Annotated in this window: 17 protein-coding genes and 1 pseudogene; 13 read left to right on the top strand and 5 right to left on the bottom strand. The window is 64.7% G+C overall.

Annotated features, from left to right (window positions below; translation table 11 throughout):
• Nucleotides 1–5 precede the first annotated feature (5 nt).
• Nucleotides 6–2,411, bottom strand: a complete 2,406-nt coding sequence (locus ABIE04_RS10700) for a TonB-dependent receptor (RefSeq protein ID WP_354549711.1) — start codon at nucleotides 2,409–2,411, stop codon at nucleotides 6–8.
• 278 nt (nucleotides 2,412–2,689) lie between these two features.
• On the opposite strand from ABIE04_RS10700, the gene ABIE04_RS10695 reads away from it, so the two are divergent.
• From ABIE04_RS10695 to ABIE04_RS10670, 6 genes and pseudogenes are all read left to right on the top strand, one after another.
• Nucleotides 2,690–2,959, top strand: a complete 270-nt coding sequence (locus tag ABIE04_RS10695; protein ID WP_354549709.1) for a helix-turn-helix domain-containing protein — start codon at nucleotides 2,690–2,692, stop codon at nucleotides 2,957–2,959.
• A gap of 101 nt (nucleotides 2,960–3,060) precedes the next feature.
• The gene (locus tag ABIE04_RS10690) at nucleotides 3,061–3,342 is read left to right on the top strand and encodes a helix-turn-helix domain-containing protein (RefSeq protein WP_354549707.1); all 282 of its coding nucleotides are present in this window, start codon (nucleotides 3,061–3,063) and stop codon (nucleotides 3,340–3,342) included.
• Between the two features lie 398 nt (nucleotides 3,343–3,740).
• A complete protein-coding gene (locus ABIE04_RS10685) occupies nucleotides 3,741–3,950 on the top strand; it encodes a hypothetical protein (protein WP_354549705.1) in 210 nt (69 codons plus the stop codon).
• Nucleotides 3,932–4,260, top strand: a pseudogene (locus tag ABIE04_RS10680) (IS3 family transposase); the annotation flags it as partial. The gene ABIE04_RS10685 and the pseudogene ABIE04_RS10680, both read left to right, overlap by 19 nt.
• A gap of 157 nt (nucleotides 4,261–4,417) precedes the next feature.
• A complete protein-coding gene (locus ABIE04_RS10675; protein WP_354549703.1) occupies nucleotides 4,418–4,717 on the top strand; it encodes a hypothetical protein in 300 nt (99 codons plus the stop codon).
• Entirely contained in the window at nucleotides 4,714–5,700 is a 987-nt protein-coding gene (locus tag ABIE04_RS10670) for a DNA cytosine methyltransferase (RefSeq protein ID WP_354549701.1), read from the top strand. The genes ABIE04_RS10675 and ABIE04_RS10670 overlap by 4 nt, the downstream gene beginning before the upstream one ends.
• Nucleotides 5,701–5,714: 14 nt before the next feature.
• On the opposite strand, the gene ABIE04_RS10665 is transcribed toward ABIE04_RS10670, so the two are convergent.
• The 4 genes from ABIE04_RS10665 to ABIE04_RS10650 form a co-directional block, all read right to left on the bottom strand.
• Complete coding sequence (locus tag ABIE04_RS10665) at nucleotides 5,715–6,821, bottom strand: restriction endonuclease, SacI family (RefSeq protein WP_354549699.1); 1,107 nt, start codon at nucleotides 6,819–6,821, stop codon at nucleotides 5,715–5,717.
• Nucleotides 6,822–6,920: 99 nt separating this feature from the next.
• The gene (locus ABIE04_RS10660; RefSeq protein WP_354549697.1) at nucleotides 6,921–7,670 is read right to left on the bottom strand and encodes a TSCPD domain-containing protein; all 750 of its coding nucleotides are present in this window, start codon (nucleotides 7,668–7,670) and stop codon (nucleotides 6,921–6,923) included.
• Nucleotides 7,671–7,767: 97 nt separating this feature from the next.
• The gene (locus tag ABIE04_RS10655) at nucleotides 7,768–8,478 is read right to left on the bottom strand and encodes a hypothetical protein (RefSeq protein WP_354549695.1); all 711 of its coding nucleotides are present in this window, start codon (nucleotides 8,476–8,478) and stop codon (nucleotides 7,768–7,770) included.
• A 59-nt stretch (nucleotides 8,479–8,537) separates the two neighbouring features.
• Nucleotides 8,538–10,676 carry an adenosylcobalamin-dependent ribonucleoside-diphosphate reductase gene (locus ABIE04_RS10650; protein ID WP_354549693.1) on the bottom strand — a complete coding sequence of 713 codons (2,139 nt, stop codon included), beginning with the start codon at nucleotides 10,674–10,676 and terminating at the stop codon, nucleotides 8,538–8,540.
• 412 nt (nucleotides 10,677–11,088) lie between these two features.
• Between ABIE04_RS10650 and ABIE04_RS10645 the strand changes: the two genes are divergently transcribed.
• From ABIE04_RS10645 to ABIE04_RS10615, 7 genes are all read left to right on the top strand, one after another.
• The gene (locus tag ABIE04_RS10645) at nucleotides 11,089–12,480 is read left to right on the top strand and encodes a DegQ family serine endoprotease (RefSeq protein WP_354549691.1); all 1,392 of its coding nucleotides are present in this window, start codon (nucleotides 11,089–11,091) and stop codon (nucleotides 12,478–12,480) included.
• Nucleotides 12,481–12,743: 263 nt separating this feature from the next.
• Nucleotides 12,744–14,081 carry a LysM peptidoglycan-binding domain-containing protein gene (locus ABIE04_RS10640; RefSeq protein ID WP_354549689.1) on the top strand — a complete coding sequence of 446 codons (1,338 nt, stop codon included), beginning with the start codon at nucleotides 12,744–12,746 and terminating at the stop codon, nucleotides 14,079–14,081.
• Between the two features lie 11 nt (nucleotides 14,082–14,092).
• A complete protein-coding gene (locus ABIE04_RS10635; RefSeq protein ID WP_354549687.1) occupies nucleotides 14,093–14,803 on the top strand; it encodes an HAD family hydrolase in 711 nt (236 codons plus the stop codon).
• Between the two features lie 87 nt (nucleotides 14,804–14,890).
• Nucleotides 14,891–16,270, top strand: a complete 1,380-nt coding sequence (locus ABIE04_RS10630) for a leucyl aminopeptidase family protein (protein WP_354549685.1) — start codon at nucleotides 14,891–14,893, stop codon at nucleotides 16,268–16,270.
• Nucleotides 16,271–16,342: 72 nt separating this feature from the next.
• Nucleotides 16,343–18,076, top strand: coding sequence for a M1 family metallopeptidase (locus ABIE04_RS10625; RefSeq protein WP_354549683.1), 1,734 nt, complete (start codon nucleotides 16,343–16,345; stop codon nucleotides 18,074–18,076).
• Between the two features lie 75 nt (nucleotides 18,077–18,151).
• Entirely contained in the window at nucleotides 18,152–19,492 is a 1,341-nt protein-coding gene (locus ABIE04_RS10620; RefSeq protein ID WP_354549681.1) for an aspartyl/asparaginyl beta-hydroxylase domain-containing protein, read from the top strand.
• Between the two features lie 200 nt (nucleotides 19,493–19,692).
• Nucleotides 19,693–22,554, top strand: coding sequence for a TonB-dependent receptor domain-containing protein (locus ABIE04_RS10615; protein WP_354549679.1), 2,862 nt, complete (start codon nucleotides 19,693–19,695; stop codon nucleotides 22,552–22,554).
• Nucleotides 22,555–22,598 lie beyond the last annotated feature (44 nt).

Here is a 22,598-nt window from a genome sequence, read left to right as displayed (position 1 = left end):
CCCTCCTACCAGTGCTTGGAAACCGAAACGCTGACGAAGCGTCCGATTGCCGAGTAGTTGGTAGCGTCGTACGGCACGTATGTCGCATACAGCGCGGTATAAAGCGGAGGCATGCGATTCAGCAGGTTCTGCACCGACAACCCGAGCGTTAGCCCCGACAAGGCGCCGGCGCGCTTACCGATGTCGTAATTGAGCGTGGTGTCCACCGTGGTGAACGACGCGGTCTTCTGCGTCACCGTCGGGAGGCGGTTGGTTACCCCACCGGTGTAGTTGACGAAGCCCGACGCGCTGAAGCCCCCCGAGACCCAAACCGCACCGACACGACCCTTGAGCTTGGCCGGATTGAACACGGTACCGGCGAGTGTTTGCTCGGGCTGGCCGACACTGGTTGTCTGCGCACTATCGAGCCAACTGGCCGATCCGCGCACTGTCAGCTGACCGCTGCCAAGACCGAAGCGGTACGAACCTGACAGATCGAAGCCCTTGATCCGCTGCCGTGCTGCGTTCACGTACTCGTCATGGATAATCGCCACCACCTTGCTCGGGTCGTAGACCCTGCCGGAATAGTTGTAGAAGGCGGCACCGTAAACCGCGAAAAACTCCTGAATCCGCTCGGGCGTCGGCGACCGATCCACAAAGTCCGAGTCCGCATAGGCCGGGTCGCTCAGCGCCTGCTGGTAGATGACCGGATTGGCCACCCGGTCCATGTAGTCGATGTCGAACCAGGTCAGTTCGGCCTCCAACCCCGGCAGGGCTTCCGGATGCAGTGCCAACGAGGCATTCCAAGTCCGTGCCCGCTCGGCCTGCAGGTCGCGGTTGCCGCCAACGGACATCAGGGCGGTGGCATCGGCGGGGCTGCCGCCCGCGCCCACCATGGAGGCGCTCCACAGATAGACGGTTTTGTCGGCGTAGCGCTGATACAGCAGCGGTGCTTTGAACGACTTTCCCCAAGAGGCCTTGAGCGTGAGGTCGGCGGCAGGATCGTAGATCACTCCGAATTTCGGCGTGGCCACCCGGCCAAAACTGGCATAGTCCTCGCCACGCATCGCCGCACTGAATTCCAGGCGATGGACGCCCGGGACACCCGAGGAAGGCGAAACGAACGGAACGTCCAGCTCGGCGTAGGCAAACCGGGCCCGCTCGTCGCCGCCGTAAGGGCTGCCGGAAACCTTTGGCACGACCCTGAATTCGTTTGTCCGCGACCCGGCACCGACAGCCAGGCGCGCCTCCCCTTCCCCGACCGGAAACAGCGGTCCTTCGGCGCCGATCTCCCAGGAACGGCTCTTGTTGCGGTACCAGGTCTGAGTGTCAAGGCGGCTCCCCGCCGCCGACACGACATGGTACTCATCGACAGTATCGTCCTTCCCGTACGTTCCACCGAAAGTGATGGACCAGTCGTTTCGAAGAAAGAACTCGATACTTGGCGAAACCAACCCAATCGACGTATCCGGTGTGTAGCGATAGTAGGAGTCCGCCCGAATGGGAGTATCTCCCGTCATGCCGCGCTTCGTCCCGAGCGCGTCAAGCCTCAGTTCAGCCACATCGCCCATCGACTGATGGACGCTGACAAGGCCACTACGCGAATCGCTGCCGTTGTAGATCGTGTACGGGTCACTCAGATACTTGGTGTAACTGCGCTGACGCGCGTAGATGGGACCGGCATCGGCATCCTTTAACGTTGCGATCAACCCACCGCTCGCCCAAGTGGTGCCGGCGGTCGCGGTGTACTCCCGCGTCGCCAGTCCGCCCCCGGTCGCGCCACCGTAGCGCGCTCCCACGGTCACCCCATCGAAGTCGCGCTTGAGGATCACATTGGCCACCCCACCCACCGCATCCGAGCCGTAGATAGCCGACGCACCGTCGGGGACGATTTCCAGGCGCTCGACAGCCTCCACCGGGATGGCGCTGATATCCACGGCCTGGGAAAACCCGTCATAGGCCAGGCGGCGCCCGTTGAGCAGCGTCAACGATGCGTCGGCGCCCAGCCCACGCAGGTTCAAAGCGGAGCCGCCGGTGAAATTCTGATTGCCGAAGCCCCCTGTAGCGCCGGTCACGCCCGGGTTCTGCCCGCCAGTAAAGTTCTGCGGCACGCTGCGGATCACTTCGCCGAGATCGGTGAAACCTTCCTGCTGGATCTGCTCGCTGCCGATGGTGATGACGGGCGATGGCGTGGTGCCGCCGCGGATGCGTGTGCCGGTGACGGTCACGGTCTGCAGGTTGGTGGCCGCTGGTGCGGCGGACTTGTCGGTCGCTTTTTTCGGTGGCGTCTTGGCGGGCGCCTTGGTCACCGGCGCCCTGCCCTGCGTGGCCGTGTCTGTCGTGGTGTCCTGGGCCATGGCCCACTCGCTGGTACCGGTGACGGCCACGAGCAAAGCGATGGAAATAGCGTTGCGTAGCGTGCGTGGCTTCATGCTGCGTCCCTCCCCTTAGTTGGCCCTTTCGAACTGCCAGTCCGGTCATACCCCGGAGTTGGCAAGGTCGTCGGCAAAGCTCTGTCCCATTTATGGCTTGCACAGGTGGCGGCTATATCTGCTGGTCAGCACCCTCGGCCGACCGGCGTGTCCCGCCGACCGTCCCCGGCATGAACCCGTCAGCAAGTCGGTGCCCCCGCAGGAATGATCATATCTGCTTTTCAGATATTTGGAAACCAGATATAGGTTGGGTGCGGCCTACCATCTGAGAAGCCGTGATGTCTCCCAAATCGATCCACAAAGCTGAGTACAAAGTGCTGCAGGGGCTGCTACGCGAGATGCGCATCAAAGCCCACCCAAACCAGGCCGATCTGGCCGCACTGCTGGGGAGAAAGCAGTCATATGTCAGCGACGTCGAGCGCGGTTCTCGAAGGATGGATCTGCTCCAACTACGCGACTTCTGCTTGGCCTGCGACCAAGACTTAGTCGGCTTTGTGAGCCGGTTTGAGGAGAAGATCGCTGGTGGGCCTAACCGACTCGCCCTTTAGAAGGAAGCGGATCGCGAGCATATCCATTCATATGTATCTGTTTTTCAGATACCGAAAAACCGGATATAGGGTGGGCGTGGCCTTCCAGTCATGACGCCACAATGCCCGCCAAGTCGATCCACAAACCCGAATACCAAACGCTGCTTGAACTGCTAATTGAAGTCAGGAACAAGGCTGGTCTGAAGCAGGCCGAACTGGCCTCGCTGTTGGAGCGATCACAGTCCTATATCAGCGACGTCGAACGAGGTGGACGACGGCTGGACTTGCTGCAACTGCGCGAATATTGCCAAGCCTGCGATCAGGACCTAGTTGGCTTTGTAAGGCGGTTTGAGAAGGCGATTGCTGTTCGTGGACCAAGTTCAGCAGGCCGGGCCTCCCGCTAGCGAGTGGCTTAAGAGCAGGACACGTTGTCTTACCAATCAAGAAATGGGTCTGTTCTGTCTTGGAGACAGATGCCTTTTAGGTCGGCCCCGCCAAGCAGAAGGCATCAGGCCAATACGACCGAATTCCCTCGGACGCGCGTACCGCGGCTTAAACGCCGCGCTACCGACGTTTCCATCGATGGTCTTGAGCTGCTAGCCCAAGTCTTGGAAGGTGACATCACCGAGCTACTGCAGATGTCCGAGCACGGAAAGCGGTGACTTAGAAGAGGCCAGCTCGTCTTCCCAAAGCTGTTTTGGCCGGGCGCAGCAATGCCCGACCCCACCAGTGGCAAGCACCTACAGAACCCCGATCCAGCCGCTGATATCCGCGAGGTCCAAACTGCGCGAACGTGACAGCCATGGACGAGCATATCGACATTGATGGCCCCCTCTGCCGGGCCTACTGGTGCGGCAACTTCAGCTGCAGCGACGCAGAACTGGCCAACGCAGTGCGCATCATGGACAGCACAGCAGTGGGCCTTGTCGGACTCTACCTGGCCACGCGTCGATCCGAACCCTGCGTCGTCGATCAACCTGATCTGGGCGTCAATCAAAGTGGACGGAGGTAATCACGTCTCTTAATTGCCTCCGTCCCCCTTTTATCTTTTATCGACGAGCAAGCCGCATCGTGGGCTGGAAGGTCTCCAGCTCGGCCCGCACGGACTTAGCGCTCGACGCGCTGGAACAGGCGCTGCATGCCCGACGCAAAAGACAGCGAGGAGGCGCTGATCCATCACAGCGCCGTCCGTCGGCAGCGTCGGCGACAGCCATGAGAATGTACTGGCCGAGGCGATCAACGGGTTGTACAAGGTCGAGGTGATCTACCAGAAGTCTTGGCAATACCACGAGGCCGTCGAGCTGGCCACACTCGACTGGGTCCGCTTCCGGGAATCCCGGGGCGATTCAAGCCTCGGGCGGGGCAACCAGACACGGTTGCGGGTCGCGGGTATAGCCGAACTGTCGGCGCACTCAAATGTCACTAATTTGTGACACAAATTCATAGCTTGGTGAAGAATTCCCAAGTATGATTGCCTGCGTGAAGTACGACGAATTCCACCGGAACGTGCGGAAAGCGGGGCTAACGCTGACTGCGTTCGCCGACCTCTTGAACATGAATCGCGTGTCCCTATCCAACTACGCCAGACAGCAACAGGTCCCGGCGCATTTGGCAGTCATCGCGGTCCTTTTAGGAGAACTCGGCGAGGCCGGGATTGATTACCGCGCTGCTCTTTCACGGATTGAGATTCCAGCAAAGCGTCCTCGTGGTGGCGCAATCGCGCCCAAGTTTGGTGGGAATCCGCAAAGGCTATTGACATTGGATGGGGGCAACGCATGAAGGCGATAGATTTGTTCTGCGGTGCAGGGGGGCTTTCGCTTGGGCTGAAGACGGCTGGGTGGGATGTTGTCGCCGCCGTTGAGTACGAGCGCACGGCTATGGACACGCACGCCCGCAATATGCCTGGCGTTGATCATCTCTGCGGGGATGTCAGAGAGGTAAATTTCAAGAAGTATCGAGGTGCTGTTGATCTCGTCGCAGGCGGACCGCCGTGCCAGCCGTTCTCGGTGTCTGGTAAGCAACTAGGGAACGACGATCTGCGCGACATGGTCCCGCAATTCGTTCGTGCTGTGCGTGAGGTCAAACCGAAAGCCTTCATGCTGGAAAATGTTCATGGATTAGCTACTGCTCGCTTCCTTCCGTATCTCGAGGAGAAGGTGCGGGAGCTGGCGAAGCTCGGATACAAGATTCAGTGGAAGGTGCTTAATGCTGCGGACTACGGCGTCCCGCAGAAGCGCCTGCGATTGATCGTTGTGGGGATGCGCGATAGGGATGACTTTAAGTTCCCTAATCCAACTCACGGTGCGGGACGGAAGCAATCGCATCGAACTGTGGCAGAAGCGCTCAGCGACTGCCCAGAGGACGAGCCGAATCGTGCGCGCGTCGTCTATGCGAAGAATCCAATTCTCCGGCGTAGTCCGTTTGCGGGCATGCTGCTGAATGGTAAAGGGCGTCCGCTCGACATGGACGCTCCTTCTTTCACCATTCCTGCTTCAGCCGGTGGGAATCGAACTCACATACTCGATCCTGACGGTGTGCTACGGAAGTACCACGCGCATCTAATGCGCGGTGGTAAGCCGCGACAAGGTGACGTAGAAGGTTGCGCAAGACTAACTGTGAAGCAATCTGCACGCCTCCAGACATTCCCAGACTGGTTTGAGTTCGTTGGACGAAGGAACCAGCGTTACACGCAAATCGGTAACGCCGTCCCACCAGCATTTGCGGCGGTAGTGGCAAAGCAAGTGCTCAAGTTCGCAAGATAGCTGCTCGCTGCGGACTAGATGTCCTTGAGTAATTCCATCCAGTGCTTCACGTGTAAGTATGCTGCGCCCTTCTCATGTAGGGCGTCGTGAACTTTCCTGAGAAAAGCGGCGCGTTGCTCTGGCGAGAGCTGTAGCAGGATCTGAAAGACGTGTTGCTCGAAGTGCGTAAAGTTTACGTCGATGCCGCGTGCGAATTCTCCGGCAGCTTTGCCAATCACCCCGTCCTCATCATCGAACAAGGGATTGGAGAAGCCGACGAAGAGCACGTTGTCAACGTTGTTCTTTCGAGCTTTTAGAACAGTTGCCGTCAGATCGCCCAGTCGAATCGGTCGATCCTTGATCTCTACAGCTAGAGAAACATTGCCGTCGCGGCTGCACTCAACGTCGCCGGTTCGATTGGAGCTAAGGTCAGCGGCGTTCGTTGGCGCGGATGTCACTTCGCCTAGCGATGGATTGGCTTCGGCAAGAGCTTGATATAGCGCGTAACAAGTTAACTGCAAGCGCACGCCATTGGAACGCACAGACAAGAACCGCATAACGATGTTCATTATGCCGTCCACGCTAATTCTCGCTGGACCGAAGTAGTCCCGTTTGTTGGCTTCTAATGACCGTCGGGCCTCGATCAAAATGAGCTTGATGAGGCGCTTAGCTTCCGCCTGTCCGCCGTCTTCAGCGGACTGAACCAATCCGGCAAGTGCGTCGTAGACATCCTGCTTCCCCGCTTTCGCTCTCATCTCCGTGCCAAAATTCTTGTAGCGCGCGGGATTGTTAACGTACGGATCGTCATTGGCGCCCTGAAATGGCCTCTCAACTGACTTGTTCCACTCGACGACCACCCGGGACGCAAGGCTTCGGGCGTCCCACGCTCCTTCGAACTCAGAACTCTCTTGGATGCATACAGCATTGAGCTGAGGATCGGCTGCCTTGCCGAGGATCTGGGTGAGCAACATAAAGGGATAGGTGCTGCCCCCATCCGTGACAAGTGAATAGATCGTCGGCGACAGGACGGCATCTCTGGCGACTTCAAGATCCTCGATTGCGAGAACCTCCTCCCAGGACTTGTCTAGCAGTTGTTTCGCCTCCGCGTGGAGGGGTGAAAGTTCGGTCGTCTTCTTAGCCATCGCATTAGGCTAACAACGACTGACTTATCTTGGTACTGGTCTGTACCTGTCCGCCAGCGTAAAGGGCACGGTAGCGCGCTTTACGGGGATTACCGCTGCTCAACCGCACTTCGAATACCCACAATTCAAACACGTCTGACACCCATCCATCAGCACCAGCGCCTGCGTATTGCACTTCTGGCACAGCGTCGCACCGGGCGGGAAGCCCGAGGATTCGGACTCGCTGGAGGTTGCCGCAGCGGAAGCCGCCTTGCTCACCTCAGTGTTTTTTTTTGCCCCGGCCTGCTCGTACGCCGCCCGCTTCTCGGCAATCAGCTTCCGCGTGGCGTCGTCCATCTCCGGATCGTGGATCAGGCCGATGTTCTTCATGTGCTGTTCGATCACGCCGCCGATCTCGGCGACGATGCTGGGCATGTAGATGCCGCCGGCCTTGAAGTAGCCGCCGCGGGGGTCGAACACGGCCTTCAGCTCTTCCACGATGAAGGTGACGTCGCCACCCTTGCGGAACACGGCGGACAGGATGCGGGTGAGCGCCACGATCCACTGGAAGTGGTCCATGTTCTTCGAGTTGATGAAGATCTCGAAGGGGCGGCGCAGCTCGTGCTTGGTGCCGGCGTTGAGCACGATGTCGTTGATGGTGACGTACAGCGCGTGCTCGAACAGCGGCGACTTGATCTTGAAGGTGGAGCCGACCAGGGTTTCGGGCCGCTCGACGCTTTCGTGCATCTGGATCACTTCGGCCGTGGGCGCCTCTTTCGGCGCGGCGGCAACGGCCGGGGTGGCGGCAACCTTGTCTTCGGGTTTGACCACGTTGTAGCCCGTGATCTTCTTGTCGATCTTGATCGCCATGGTGTTCGCTTCTTTATCGAGTGTTGGTGCCGGAGTGGACGCGGCGTGCTGCGTAGACATGCGGCCCGGCGCGTGGCCGGGCCGCATGCGGTGTCGCTTACTTCCGTTTTGCAGCGGCCTTCTTGGCGGCAGGCTTGCGCGCTGCCGACTTGACGCTCGCTTTCTTGCTGGCAGTGGACCTCTTGGCCGTCTTGGCGACGGCCTTCTTGCTGGCGGACTTCTTCGCTGCCGCCTTTTTCGGTGCGGCCTTCTTGCTGGCCGACTTCTTGCTGCTGACCTTCTTTGCGGCCTTGGCGGCTTTCTTCTTCACCACCTTGGCGACTTTCTTGGCGACCTTCTTCACCGCCTTCTTCGCGGCACCGGCCTTCTTGACGACTTTCCTGGCTGCCTTCTTGACGGCCTTCTTCGCGGCGGTCTTCTTCACTGCGGCTTTCTTCGCCACCTTCCTGGCCGCCTTCTTCACGGCTTTCTTGGCGGCGGCTTTCTTCGGCGCAGCTTTTTTCGCCGCGGCCTTCTTGGGCGCGGCCTTCTTCTTTGCAGCGGCTTTCTTCGGCGCGGCCTTCTTGGCGGCAGCCTTCTTTGGCGCAGCCTTCTTCGCAGCGGCTTTCTTCGGCGCTGCCTTCTTGGCCGCGGCCTTCTTCGGGGCGGCCTTCTTCTTCGCTGCCGGCTTCTTCTTTGCCGGCGCGGGTGCGGCAACCGGCGCAGCCGGCGGCACTTCCGGCAAGACCGGCAGGACTACGGCAGGCGCCTCGGCGGCGGCCGGCGTGGTGGTGGTGTTGCTCGCTTCGGTTTCGTTATCGATGGACATGCTGGTGTTCCCCTCCGGTGGACCGCTTGAGTTGCCGCACGCCGGGGGCGTGCGACGGTTCAGAACTTGCCGTAGTAGCCTTCCTTCAAGGCATCGAAGAGGTTGGCGGCGGAGTGCATTTCGCCGTCGTATTCCACCTGCTCATTGCCTTTCAGTTCGACAACGCTACCGTCTTCGAGCTCGAAGCGGTAGAGGGTGCTTTCAAGGTCCGCTTCCTTGACCAGCACGCCCTGGAACGCGGCGGGGTTGAAGCGGAACGTGGTGCATCCCTTCAGGCCCTGCTTGTAGGCGTAGAAGTAGATGTCCTTGAAGTCCTCGTAGGGGTAGTCGGTGGGCACGTTGGCGGTCTTGGAGATCGACGAGTCGATCCACTTCTGCGAGGCGGCCTGGATGTCCACGTGCTGTTTCGGGCTGATGTCGTCGGCGGAGACGAAGTAGTCGGGCAGCTTGTTGGCCGCCTCGTCGGTGGACACCTTGGCGTCGGCGTTGATCAGGGCCAGGTAGGCCAGCAGCTCGTAGCTGAGCACCTCGATCTTTTCCTTGGACTTCTTGCCCTCGCGGATCACGTTGCGCGAATAGCTGTGGGCGAAGCTGGGCTCGATGCCGTTGCTGGCGTTGTTGGCCAGGCTCAGGCTGATCGTGCCGGTGGGCGCGATGGAGCTGTGGTGGGTGAAGCGCGCGCCGGTCTCGGCCAGCTGCTCGACCAGGTTCGGCGCCACCGTGGCGACGCGCTGCATGTAGCGGCTGTACCTGGCGTGCAGCACGCGGCCGGGGATGGCGTCGCCGACCTTGTAGCCGTCGGCGACCATTTCCGGGCGCTTGCGCAGCATGTCGCCGGTGACGGTGTAGTCGCGCAGCAGGATCGGCGCGGCACCCTTTTCCTTGGCCAGCTCCAGCGCCACTTCCCAGCCGGCCACGGCCATCTCGCGCGAGACGTCCTCGGTGAAGCTCACCGCGTCGGCCGAACCGTAGCGCATCTTCAGCATGGTCACGGTGGAACCCAGGCCGAGGAAGCCCATGCCGTGGCGGCGCTTGCCCATGATCTCGTTGCGCTGCTGCTCCAGCGGCAGGCCGTTGATCTCGACCACGTTGTCGAGCATGCGGGTGAACACCTTGACCACCTCGCGGTACTCGTCCCAGTCGAAGCGCGCCTTCGGGCCGAACGGGTCGCGCACGAAGGTGGTCAGGTTGATCGAGCCGAGCAGGCACGAGCCGTACGGCGGCAAGGGCTGTTCGCCGCAGGGGTTGGTGGCGCGGATGTGTTCGCACCACCAGTTGTTGTTCATCTCGTTGACCTTGTCGATCAGGATGAAACCGGGCTCGGCGTAGTCGTACGTCGAGACCATGATCATGTCCCACAGGTGCCGCGCGCGGATGTGGCCGTAGATCTTGCAAGCGACCAGGCCGTCCTCGCGGTCGACGTAGTTCTCGTGGGTGGGCCACTCGCGCCAGACCACCTGGGCCGGGTCGTCGACGTCGATCTCGTCCTTTTCCTTGACGTGCACCGGGAACACCAGCGGCCAGTCGTGGTCGTGCTCGACCGCGTCCATGAAGCCGTCGGTGATCAGCAGGCTGAGGTTGAACTGGCGCAGCCGGCCGTCCTCGCGCTTGGCGCGGATGAATTCCTTGGCGTCGGGGTGGCTGATGTCGAACGTGCCCATCTGCGCGCCGCGGCGGCCGCCGGCGCTGGAGACGGTGAAGCACATCTTGTCGTAGATATCCATGAACGACAGCGGGCCCGAGGTGTACGCGCCGGCGCCGGACACGTACGCGCCGCGCGGGCGCAGCGTGGAGAACTCGTAGCCGATGCCGCAGCCGGCCTTCAGGGTCAGGCCGGCCTCGTGCACCTTCTCCAGGATGTCGTCCATCGAATCGCGGATGGTGCCGGAGACGGTGCAGTTGATGGTGCTGGTGGCCGGCTTGTGCGCCAGCGCGCCGGCGTTGGAGGTGATGCGGCCGGCAGGGATCGCACCGCGGCGCAGCGCCCACAGGAAACGCTCGTACCAGTGGCCGCGCAGCTCGTCGGTGGCTTCCACGTCGGACAACGCGCGCGCCACGCGCTGATAGGTCTCGTCGATGGTGGCGTCGACCGGCTCGCCGGACTTCGCCTTCAGACGATACTTCTTATCCCAGATGTCGTAGGACGCCGGTTGCAGCGGAATTTCCACGGCGGCATCACGGTTGGTGGCTGGGTTCATGGTTGAACTTGGGTTCGTGCTGGGGGCTGAATTCGTGGCTGGCGCACGCACTGTGCTCATCGGCTTCCTGACCTCTCGCTGCGACCTTGCGGCCGGCGTTGTTTTTTATTCGATACGACAATGTCGTTCATGCTGTCGATGGCTATTCGACGGGCCACGGGGATTGCCCCCAGCCCATGCGCCACCTGGTTCCCGACGACAACGACTCCCCCTCAAGAGTGTGACGGTCGCTACCAGTGCTAGTCTCAGCGCTGGTCTGTGAACACAAGATGTTGTGGTTGATATCGGGTAAGCAAGTTAACCCTGACGTCGCTGCTTGTAAAGTCCCCACGGCAGCATTCGGCCGGACGGAACCGTGGCGCCGCAGTCCGGTCGAAGCAGCGCCGCTTTCACCGCTTTCAGGAGGACTCCCATGTCGCAGTTGCCTTCCCGCCTCGTGCCCTGGCTGACCGGCCTGCTGGTCGTGGCCGCCGTCGCCATCGGCAGCGTGCCGGGCGACAGCCGCGCGGCGACCTTGCCGACCGCGATCGGCGGCCAGCCGCTGCCGTCGCTGGCACCGATGCTGACGCGGGTCACGCCGGCGGTGGTGAACATCTCCACCACGACCCGGGTGCAGGTGCGCGATGCGTATTTCGACGACCCGATGGTGCGCCAGTTCTTCGGCCTGCCGGCGACGCCGCGCGAGCGCGTCGAGCAGAGCCTGGGCTCGGGCGTGATCGTGGATGCGGCGAAGGGCTACGTGCTGACCAACAACCACGTGGTCGGCGGCGCCGACGACATCAGCGTGACGCTGCAGGACGGGCGCACGTTCAAGGGCAAGCTGATCGGCACCGACCCGGGCACGGACGTGGCGGTGGTGCAGATCCCGGCACAGAACCTCAAGGCGCTGCCGCTGGCCGACTCCTCGGCGCTGCAGGTCGGCGACTACGTGGTGGCGGTGGGCGATCCGTTCGGGCTGGGCCAGACGGTCACCGCCGGCATCGTCTCGGCGCTGGGCCGCTCGGGCTTGGGCGACTCCGGCTACCAGAACTTCATCCAGACCGACGCCTCGATCAATCCCGGCAACTCCGGCGGCGCGCTGGTCAACCTGCGCGGCGAACTGGTCGGCATCAATACGATGATCTTCTCGCCGTCCGGCGGCAACGTCGGTATCGGTTTCGCGATCCCCAGCAACCTCACCAGCGACGTGATGGCGCAGTTGCTGGCGCACGGCAAGGTGCAGCGCGGCAGCCTGGGCGCGCAGACCCAGACGGTCACCCCGCGCATCGCCCAGCTGCTGGGGCTGAAGGACAGCAACGGCGTCGTGGTCACCGGCGTGACCGACGGTTCGTCCGCCGCGCACGCCGGCCTGCAGCCGGGCGACGTGCTGACCACGCTGAACGGCAAGTCGCTGCACAACGTGCAGGAACTGAACAACGCCGAGGGCCTGCTGCCGCTGGGCAGCACGCTGCGCCTGGGCGTGCTGCGCGACGGCAAGCTGCGCGAGGTCAACGCCACGCTCACCGCGGAGAAGCTGGCCAGCATCGACGGCGGCCAGCTCGATCCGCGCCTGGCCGGCGTGCGCTTCACCGAGCTGAGCCAGAACCAGCGCAACCAGGGCTGGTACGGCGTGGCGGTCAGCGCGGTGCAGCCGGGCAGTCGCGCCGCGCGCGCCGGACTGAGCAGCGACGACGTGGTGATCGGCGTGGGCAACCAGCGCATCACCAGCCTGCGCATGCTGCGCGGGCTGGCCGGGGTGAAGCCGCGCCAGCTGGTGCTGGTGGTCGCCGACGACGACGGCACGCGCTACGTGGTGGTCAACTAGGAGCCCGGGCCGCAGAAGCACAAGCGGCTGCGGCCCGGGCTCCCAGGCGAAAGCCATTCAGGTGAAAGCGTGGCCGGGATCGCCTTCGGGTCGTGTCCCGGCGCACATCCCGCGTGCCGCCATCGCGCAAATCCATGAAAGCGCTTGATGTTCTGCATTCAGGCCGATGAAATATCCTCATCGCTTCACCTTGTGTGCGCCTGCAAGGCGCCATACTCGCGCCTTTCCATCCACACCTCATCATGCCGGGGCTCCCCACCACCATGTCCGTCCGTCTTACCCGCCTGCTGTCCGTCGCCCTGATCGGGGCCTGCCTCACCACCCCCGCGTTCGCCAGGAGCAAGCCGAAGGCGCACACCAGCGCCCCCGCCAAGAGCAGCCTGATCTGGCGCGGCGACGTCGCCACCGCGAACGGCGTGGTCAACGAAGTGGCGAAGGCGTGGGAGAAGACCGGCCACGGCAACATCGAACTGCAGCCGTTCAATACCGCCTCGGGCATCGACGCGGTGGCCTCGGGCAGCGCCGACCTGGCCGGCAGCGCACGCGCCAGCGACAACAGCGCGCAGAACGCGAACCTCACTTTCACCCCGGTGGCCTGGGATGCGCTGGTGATCATCACCCAGTCGTCCAACCCGATCCGCAGCCTCACGCTGAAGCAGGTGCACGACATCTACTACGGCAAGATCCACAACTGGAGCGAAGTCGGCGGCCGCAGCGCGCCGATCGACGTGTACGCGGTGGCCAGCCCCGGCGACGGCGTGGAATACAGCCTGCGCAGTCTGCTGTTCGGTCGCGGCAACCAGCCGGTGGCGGCGCCGCGGCTGTACGTCAACACGCGCAAGCTGGAAGAAGGCATCGCGCTGAACCCGAACGGCCTGGGCGTGAGCACCCTGGCCAGCATCAGCGGCAATGCCAAGCTCAAGGCGATCCCGATCAACGGCAAGCCGGCCACCGTCGCCAACATCGCCGACGGCAGCTACCCGCTGTTCATCCCGCTGTACCTGGTGACCAACCCGCGCAGCCCGAAGGCCGCCCAGGCGCAGGCCTTCATCGACTTCATGCAGACCGAACCGGCCAAGGCGGCGCTGCGCAAGCACGCCGTGCTGCCGTACCAGGACGACGGCGCGCTGGTGGCGATGGACGTCTCGCGGCGCAGCCGGATCCTGGCCGAAGTCGGCGCACGCGCCGTCAAGGGCACGCCGGTGTCGGCGCCGGGCGCCACCTATGCGGCACGCGCCGCGATCGCGCCGACCTCGCCCGACACGCTGGCGGCGCGGCAGGCGCTGGAGCAGCGCCGCGCCGACGCCAAGGACACGGCCCGCCTGAGCAAGGTCCAGGGCAGCGTGAGCGACGTCACCGTCACCGGCGTGGCCCATGCGAACGGCAGCGCCACCACGGTCAGCCGGACCGAAGGCAAGGACTTCGGCAAGGTCACCGCGAACGCCACCCAGGCCTCGACCACCTACAAGGTGACCAAGGGCGACACGCTGTCGACGATCGCCAAGCGGCACTCGGTCGAGGTGACCCAACTGCGCGAGTGGAACCACCTGAAGAACGACCAGATCAAGCTCGGCCAGGTGCTGCGCATCCGCAACCGCTGAGCCGTGCGGGCGTGCCGATACTCGCGCTGACGCTGGATCTCGACGACACCTTGTGGCCGGTGCTGCCGGCGCTCGAACGCGCCGACCAGGCGGTGGATGCCTGGCTGCGGCGGCACCATCCCGACGTCGCACGCGCCTGGCCGATCGCGGCCATGCGCGAGCTGCGCATGCAGGTCGCCGCCGAGCGGCTGGACCTGGCGCATGACTTCACCAGCCAGCGCCAGCTCACGCTGCGACAGGCGTTCGCCGCCTGCGGCGTGGAGGACGCGCCGATCGAGACGCTGTGGGAAATCTATTTCGCCGCGCGCAACAGCGTGGAGCTGTATCCGGACAGCCTGCCCGCGCTGCAGCGGATCACCGCGCGCTGGCCGCTGGCCAGCCTGACCAACGGCAACGCCGACCTGCAGCGCATCGGTATCCACGCGCACTTCGCCCACCACGTCTGCGCGCGCGACAGCGGCGTGGCGAAGCCCGACCCGCGGATCTTCCTGGCCGCGGCCGAACGGCTGGGCGTGGCGCCCGAGCAGATCCTGCACGTCGGCGACGATCCGGCGATGGACATGGCCGGCGCCCGCGACGCCGGCCTGCGCACCGCCTGGATCAACCGCGAAGGCCTGCCCTGGCCCGCCGAACTGGGCCAGCCGCCCGAGCTGGACCTGCGCGACATGACCGCGCTCGCCGACTGGCTCGAAGCACAGACCCCTGCGACCAAGAGCCGATAGGCAGCCGGGGCCAAGACGCGCATCATTGGCGATTCGCCCTCCATGGCACGCCCCGCGTCGTGCCATCGCAAGTTAGAAGGATCCCGCATGTCCGCCCTGATCGAACGCCAGTCCGGCACCCGCCGCAGCATCGCCATCGAGACCACCGACGCCGCGCATTACGCCGCGACCCGTCGCCGGCTCACCGCGGCGCAGCGACGCTGGCTGGCCGACAGCGGTTTCGACGCGGTGGCGGGCACGTTCGCGCTGCTGTCCGATGCCGCGGGCAAACTGGTGCGCGTGCTGGCCGGCGTCGACGCGCGCCATCCGCTGGCGGCGCTGGCCGCACTGCCGTGCAGCCTGCCCGCGGCGACCTACCATCTCGCCGACGAGGGCGTGCTGGCCGATCCGGCGCAGGCCGCGCTGGGCTGGGCACTCGGCGCCTACCAGTTCAACCGCTACCGCCAGCCGAAGCGCGCGCCGGCCCGGCTCGCCGTACCGGCCGCCCAGCTGCAGCAACTGGCGCCGCTGGTCGAAGCCACCGCGCTGGTGCGCGACCTGGTCAACACGCCGACCGAGGACATGGGTCCGGAGCAGTTGGGCGACGCGATCAAGCAGCTCGGCAAGACGCACAAGGCGAAGGTGCGCGACTGGGTCGGCGACGAGTTGCTCAAGGCGAACTTCCCGACCATCCACGCGGTCGGCCGCGCCAGCCATCGTGCGCCGCGGCTGGTCGAGCTGAGCTGGGGCAAGCGCGAGCATCCCCGGCTCGTACTGGTCGGCAAGGGCGTGTGTTTCGACACCGGCGGACTCGACCTGAAACCGTCCGACGGCATGCGCTGGATGAAGAAGGACATGGGCGGCGCGGCGCATGCGATCGCACTGGCCGGCCTGGTGATGCAGGCGCAGTTGCCGGTGCGGCTGACCCTGCTGATCCCCGCGGTGGAAAATGCCGTGGCCGGCAATGCGCTGCGTCCGGGCGAGGTGGTGGTCACCCGCGCCGGCCACGCGGTCGAGATCGACAACACCGACGCCGAGGGCCGGCTGGTGCTGTGCGACGCATTGGCTTACGGCTCGGAACAGCAGCCGGACCTGATGCTCGACTTCGCCACCCTCACCGGCGCCGCGCGCGTGGCGCTGGGCCCGGACCTGCCGGCGCTGTTCGCGAACGACGACGACGCAGCCGCCGGCGTGCTGGCCGCCGGCCGCGCGGTCGACGATCCGCTGTGGCAGCTGCCGCTGTGGCGGCCGTACCGCAGGATGCTCGATTCGTACCTGGCCGACTTCGCCAACGCCGGTCCGTCGCGCCATGCCGGCGCGATCACCGCGGCGCTGTACCTGGAACGCTTCGTGCCGGACGGCACACCATGGCTGCACCTGGACACCTACGCCTGGAACGACACGGACCGCCCCGGCCGTCCGCGCGGCGGCGAGGCGATGGGGCTGCGCGCGACGTTCGCCTTCCTGCGGCAGCGCTACGCCGGCTGAGCATGACTTCTGGCGTTGTCGCGCCGGAGCGAAAGATTGCATCCTGCGGGATTCCCCGGATCGGAGCCCGCCATGCCTCTTCGCCCGCACCTGCTTGCCGCCTGCGTGGCGCTCGGCCTCGCCGCCTGCACCAGCGTACCCGTCGCCAAGACCGCCGCCGCCACCCAGCCGGCACTGACCGCACAGACGCTGAACTCGGGCGGCGTGATGCCGGCCGAGCAGGCGCGCGTGCACTTCGATCATGCCGAGCTGCATTTCGCGGTCGACCCGGCCACGCAGAGCATCGACGCCAGCGCGACACTGGGCTTCACCGCGAAGTCCGCCACCGACACGCTGCTGCTGGACCTGGACCGCAACCTGCCGATCAGCACGATCGAACTGGGCGGCCAGCCGCTCGCCGCCGGCGCGTGGAGCAACCCGGACGGCCGCCTGCGCATCCAGCTGCCCGCGCCGCTCGCCGCCGGCGGCAAGGTGAGCGTGACGATCCGCTACGGCGGCAAGCCGCACGTGGCGAAGAAGGCGCCATGGGACGGCGGTTTCGTGTGGAGCCACACCGCCGACGGCCAGCCATGGGTGGCCAGCGCGGTCGAGGGCGAGGGCTGCGACCTGTTCTGGCCGTGCATCGACCACCCGCAGGGCGAGCCCGACCTGGTCGACACCTGGATCACCGTGCCGAAGACGCTGGCCGCGCCCGGCAACGGCGTGCTGGTGGGCATCACCGACGCGGGCGACAGGCACACGTACCACTGGCGCGCCAAGCATCCGGACACCTACGCGATCTCGATCAACGTGGGCCCGTTCAAGCTGCTCAAGGCCGACTACGCCAGCCGCTACGGCAACACCATCCCGATGGAGCTGTGGTACCTGCCCGAGCACGCGGCCGGGGCGCAGGCACTGTTCGGCGAGTTCCCGCGCATGCTGGATTTCTTCGAGCAGCAGATCGGCCCGTATCCCTTCGGCGACGAGAAGATGGGCGTGGTGGAAACGCCGCACCTGGGCATGGAGCACCAGACCATCAACGCGTACGGCAACGGCTACCCGAAGAGCGAGTACGGCTTCGACTGGCTGCTGCAGCACGAGTTCTCGCACGAGTGGTTCGGCAACCAGGTGACCAATGCCGACTGGGACGACATGTGGCTGCACGAGGGCTTCGGTACCTACATGCAGCCGCTGTACGGCCAGTACCTGCACGGCGACATGGCCTACTTCGCGATGCTGCACACCGAGCGGACGGCGCTGAAGAACAAGTACCCGATCGTTTCCGGCCACAGCCAGAACGAGCACACGGTGTACGACGCCGAGCACGGCCCGGGCAACGACATCTACTACAAGGGTTCGCTGATGCTGCACACGCTGCGGCAGCTGATCGGCGACCGGGATTTCTTCGACAGCATCCGCCGCCTGGTCTACGGCAGGCCCGATCCGAAGCCGGGTAACTTCAAGCCGCGCTACGCGAGCACCGACGACTACATCGCGATCGTCGACCAGGTCACCGGTCGCAGGCTCGACTGGTTCTTCGACGTGTACCTGCGCGACGCCGCGCTGCCGCGCCTGGACGAGCAGCGCGACGGCGACACGCTGAAGCTGCGCTGGGTGACCGAACACGGCAAGCCGTTCCCGATGCCGATCGAGGTGCAGGTGGGCGACACCGTGCACACCTTGCCCATGCGCGACGACAGCGGCCAGCTGCACGTGCCGGCCGGCAGCCTGCTGATCGTCGACCCGCGCTCCAAGGTGCTGCGCGAGATGCCGCACGTCGAGGCATACCAGCAATGGATGAAGCAGCAGCGGGCGGCGCGAAAGTAGCCGCCACGGCATGAGCCAGCAGCCGCCGCTGACGTCCCTATAATCATCGGGTACGTTCAGCAGCGGACCTTCCCGATGAACAAGCCGTCACATGCCACTTCCACGATTTGCCGCGAACAGGCGCTTGCCGCCTGGCAGCGCGGCGACATGGCGGTGGCCGAGCAGGCCTTCCGGCAATTGCTGGAAAGCCTGCCCGATGACGCCGAGGCGCTGCAGTTCCTGGCCACCCGCCAGCTTGGCCGGGGCGATCCGGAACGCGCGATCGAGCTGCTGTTCGCCGCACACCGCGCACAACCGCAGGATGCGGCCATCCTGCACCGGCTGGGCGAGGTGCAGATGCTGGCCGGGGACGCGGCGGCCGCCGCCGACAGCCTGCGCAAGGGTCTGCAAGTCGCACCCGGCATGTTCGTGGCGCGCCTGCGCCTGGGCGTCGCGCTCGAGCAGCAGGGACGCCGGCACGAGGCCATGCTGGCCTACGTCGGCGCGATCGATGTCGCGCAAGCGCAAGGACGCTGGCTCGACGACGCCACCACCGCGCCGGGCCTGCGCGACGCGGTAAAGCATGCCGTGCGCTACGTGGCCGCCGGCCGGCGCGAGCTGTTCGATGCGGTCATCGAGCCGTTGCGGCAACGCTATGGCCGATCGGAACTGGCCCGCGTCGACCAGTGCCTGGCGATCTATCTCGGTGAGCAGGCCGCCGTGCTGCCTGACCCGCGACAGCGTCCCAAATTCCTGTATTTCCCGGGCATCCCCAGCCGGACGTTCTATCCACGCGAGCGCTTTCCGGCGCATGCGCGGCTGGAGGCTGCCGTCGACGTGATACGCGAGGAGCTGCGCGCCGTGCTCTCGCAGGCGCAGGATGACCTGGTGCCGTTCCTGGGCACCAACTCAGGCGAGGCCGTGGCGGGCCATCTGCTGGGTTCGTCCGGTACGCGGGAGGCCGCCTGGGACGCGTTCTTCTTCTACCGGCACGGCGTGCGCCACGACATGCAGTGCGCGCGTTGCCCGCGCACCAGCGCGATCCTAGACTCGATGCCACTGGTCCGCGTCCGCGACCACGCGCCGGAAACGCTGTACTCCGTGCTGCGCCCGGGTACGCACATCCTGCCGCACCGCGGCGTCACCAATACCCGCCTGGTTACCCATCTTCCGCTCATCGTGCCGCCGGACTGCGCCTTGCGCGTGGGTGGCGAAACCCATGTGTGGGAAGAAGGCCGCTGCATCACCTTCGACGACACCTTCGAGCATGAAGCGTGGAACCGCAGCGACCGGGATCGCGTGGTTTTGATCCTGGACAGCTGGAATCCCGACCTCAGCGAGGCGGAACAGGCGGCGGTAACCGACCTGGTCGCAGCCATTGGCGACTTCAACCGCGAAAGCGGCACGGCGCCCGCAGCGCCGCCCCGCCAGCCCTGAGCGCGGACGGACGGACCGCCAACTGCACCAACGGCGGTGGTGCGCGGGGCCATGACTGGGAGTAGTCTCTGGCCGGCTGGGCACCGCGGGCGGTTGTCGTGGCGTGTTCCAGTGTGTGCCTGGGAGGGGACGCGACAGGTTAGAAGGCTGGGAACGCATCACATAACAACATCCAACGGGGAGACCAAATGAAATACGGCATGAATCACTTGTCACTGGCGGTGCGACTGGCCTTGACCGCAGGCGTCTTCGCCGCGGCGGGCGTGGCCCAGGCACAAACACCGCAGGCGGACAACCCGACCTCGACGGATCAGGCCACGCCACCGTCCAAGAGCAAGGCCAAGACCCTGCAGGCAGTTGTCGTGACCGGCTCGCTGATCCGGCGTGTCGACCTCGAGACGGCCAGTCCCGTGGTGACCCTGGATCGCGCCACCATCACCAACTCGGGCAAGCCCGTGCTGGGCGATGTGCTGCAGCAGATGCCGAGCATTTCCGGCAACGCCACCAATCCGCAGAACAACAGCAACGGCGGCGGCGTGGCCAGTCCCTTGCTGGAAGCCGGCGATGGCGCGTCGCGCGTCTCGCTGCGCGGCCTGGGCATCAACCGCACGCTGGTGCTGGTCAACGGCCAGCGCATGGCCAACCCGGACATCAACCTGATCCCGCCGGATATGATCGAGCGGGTCGACGTGCTGGCCGAAGGCGCCTCCACGGTGTACGGTTCCGACGCCATCGGCGGCGTCGTCAACTTCATCCTGCGCAAGGACTTCAAGGGTGCCCAGTTCAGCTTGAACGATGGCATCTCCAGCCACGGCGACGCCCAGCGCCGCGGCTTCAACCTGACGGCAGGCGCCACGGGCGACAACTTCAGCATTGCCGCCGGTCTCGATTACAACAAGTACGACGCGACGCTCGCCTCCCGGCGCAAGTTCTCCAAGCAGCAACTGTACCTGTCGAGCGGCTCTGTCGTGGCAGCCGGTTCCAGCTCGATTCCGACCGGCCGAATCCAGGTGCCCGCATCGATCGCAAGCCAGTACGGCTGCCCGATCAATTCGAGCGGCACCGCCAACGTGACGCTGGCGCAGGGCGACGGATCGTCGCTGGGCGACTACCGTTGCCGTCTCGCCTCGGACACTTTCAACTACGCTGCACTCAACTACATTCAGACCGCACAGAAACGCACCAACGGGTTTGTGCTGGGCAGCTACAATTTCACCGACAGCCTCACCGGCTTCGTCGATGCGTTCTACAACCACACGGTATCCAGCGGCCAGGACGCTCCCTCACCGGTCGGCACCGGCGACGGCCTGATCATCTACGCCAACAATCCGATCAATCCGTTCGGCGTCACCTTCAGCCAGAATCCCGTCCCCGGCGATCTCAACAGCGGCTACAACTTCCAGACCCGCCTCACCGGCGCGGGCACCCGCGTGCACAGCTACACCACCAACACCGCCCAGATCAACGCGGGGCTGCGCGGCAATTTCGGCCAGGAAAGCAGCTGGATCTGGGATGCGTCGGTCAACTACAGCCATACCAAACGCGACCAGCGCGACACCAACGAGGTGGACATACCGGCGCTGCAGGCCGCCGTCGACGGCGGCGCAAACATCTTCGACCAGGCGAGCGTCGGCGACCAACTGAAGAACGGCGTAAAAACGCCGATCTACGTCTTTACCCAGTCCACCAAGCAGGCCCAGTTCGACGCCAGCGGCGAGCTGTGGGATTTGCCCGCCGGCGCGATGCAGCTGTCCGCCGGTGCCTTGTACCGCAAGCAGTTCATGAACTACACCGTGAGCGACTTCGCCGTGCTCGATCCGGTGACCACCACCTGCCAGATCCTGCAGGAAGCCTGCGGCTCGCCCGGTCGCGGCGACTTCGACGTCAAGGAGGTCTACGCCGAGACGCTGATCCCGCTGCTCTCCGAGCAGCCATGGGCCCACTCGCTGAACCTCGACCTCGGCATCCGCACGTCGAACTACAGCACCACCGGCACGACCACCAACGGCAAGATCGCGATCGAGTGGCGTCCCGTCGCCGATCTGCTGGTCCGTGGCACGGTCTCCCAGGTGTTCCGCGCGCCCAACCTCAATGAACTCCACGATGGCCGCACGCTGGTCCAGCCGAACCTGAACGATCCGTGCCGCGGACTCACCGCGGACCAGCTCGCGGCGCATCAGGCAGCCTGCCAGTTCGTTCCCGTGAACTGGGCCGGCAACTCGCCTGCGCAGGTCAACACGTTCTACTCCGGCGCCGCCACGGTGGGCTCGACGCTGAAACCCGAAAAGGGCAAGTCCATCAACCTCGGGCTGGTCTACGATCCGGACTGGCTGCCGGGCCTGTCCACCAGCGTCGACTTCTGGCACATCTACCTGTCCGATACGCTGACGGCGATCCAGGCCGATATCGTCGTCAACTCCTGCTTCAACAACGCCAGCAGTCCGTATTGCTCGTTCATCCACCGCGAGGACAACACCAGCAGGCAGCCCGGCCAGGTGTTCCTGATCAACACCCCGGTGGTCAACTTGGGCAACCTGAGCACCACCGGCATCGACTACACGCTGCGCTACAAGATCCCGCATTTCGACCTGGGCAGCGTGGACCCGGGCAACTTCCGGGCCGGTCTCAGCACCAGCTACACGTCGACGTACAACGTCAACGCTACACCTGGCGAGCCGGGCACAAAGACGGTCAACTACGCCGGCACCCTGAGCCCGCAATTCGGCAACATCTCGCGCTGGCGCGGCACGGTCACGCTCAATTGGGACAAGGGCAACTGGAACGCCCAATGGCAGTCGCGCTACATCAACAAGCTGACCGCGCTCAATGCCGACGCCGCCATCACCGGCGTGAACATCCCGATGGCTTCGGTGATCTACCACTCGATCCAGCTGGGCTACGCGGTGCCGTCGATCCACACCCGCTTCGACATCGGCGTGGACAACCTCAGCAACAAGCTGCCGCCGCTGGTCTACCAGAACGGTGCGAACTACAACGTGGATACCGCCACGTACGACGTGCTCGGCCGATATTACTGGGCCCGCGCGACGATCAAGTTCTGACCACCTGACCGAACCGGCAGCAAGCAAGAGGGCCGCGAACGTTC

Origin of the sequence: Rhodanobacter soli (assembly GCF_040548735.1) — a bacterium.
GTDB classification, from domain to species: Bacteria; Pseudomonadota; Gammaproteobacteria; order Xanthomonadales; family Rhodanobacteraceae; genus Rhodanobacter; species Rhodanobacter soli_A.
The sequence above is the reverse complement of the archived record's forward strand: the minus strand, read 5'-3'. Positions and strand labels throughout refer to the sequence as shown.

Excerpts from the sequence above, each read along its gene's own strand:
- ABIE04_RS10615 (WP_354549679.1), top strand. The coding sequence starts at position 19,693 with ATGAATCACTTGTCACTGGCGGTGCGACTGGCCTTGACCGCAGGCGTC.
- ABIE04_RS10695 (WP_354549709.1), top strand. The coding sequence starts at position 2,690 with ATGTCTCCCAAATCGATCCACAAAGCTGAGTACAAAGTGCTGCAGGGG.
- ABIE04_RS10630 (WP_354549685.1), top strand. The coding sequence starts at position 14,891 with ATGTCCGCCCTGATCGAACGCCAGTCCGGCACCCGCCGCAGCATCGCC.
- ABIE04_RS10700 (WP_354549711.1), bottom strand. The coding sequence starts at position 2,411 with ATGAAGCCACGCACGCTACGCAACGCTATTTCCATCGCTTTGCTCGTG.
- ABIE04_RS10625 (WP_354549683.1), top strand. The coding sequence starts at position 16,343 with ATGCCTCTTCGCCCGCACCTGCTTGCCGCCTGCGTGGCGCTCGGCCTC.
- ABIE04_RS10690 (WP_354549707.1), top strand. The coding sequence starts at position 3,061 with ATGCCCGCCAAGTCGATCCACAAACCCGAATACCAAACGCTGCTTGAA.
- ABIE04_RS10640 (WP_354549689.1), top strand. The coding sequence starts at position 12,744 with ATGTCCGTCCGTCTTACCCGCCTGCTGTCCGTCGCCCTGATCGGGGCC.
- ABIE04_RS10655 (WP_354549695.1), bottom strand. The coding sequence starts at position 8,478 with ATGTCCATCGATAACGAAACCGAAGCGAGCAACACCACCACCACGCCG.
- ABIE04_RS10670 (WP_354549701.1), top strand. The coding sequence starts at position 4,714 with ATGAAGGCGATAGATTTGTTCTGCGGTGCAGGGGGGCTTTCGCTTGGG.
- ABIE04_RS10665 (WP_354549699.1), bottom strand. The coding sequence starts at position 6,821 with ATGGCTAAGAAGACGACCGAACTTTCACCCCTCCACGCGGAGGCGAAA.
- ABIE04_RS10685 (WP_354549705.1), top strand. The coding sequence starts at position 3,741 with ATGGACGAGCATATCGACATTGATGGCCCCCTCTGCCGGGCCTACTGG.
- ABIE04_RS10660 (WP_354549697.1), bottom strand. The coding sequence starts at position 7,670 with ATGGCGATCAAGATCGACAAGAAGATCACGGGCTACAACGTGGTCAAA.
- ABIE04_RS10645 (WP_354549691.1), top strand. The coding sequence starts at position 11,089 with ATGTCGCAGTTGCCTTCCCGCCTCGTGCCCTGGCTGACCGGCCTGCTG.
- ABIE04_RS10650 (WP_354549693.1), bottom strand. The coding sequence starts at position 10,676 with ATGAACCCAGCCACCAACCGTGATGCCGCCGTGGAAATTCCGCTGCAA.
- ABIE04_RS10620 (WP_354549681.1), top strand. The coding sequence starts at position 18,152 with ATGAACAAGCCGTCACATGCCACTTCCACGATTTGCCGCGAACAGGCG.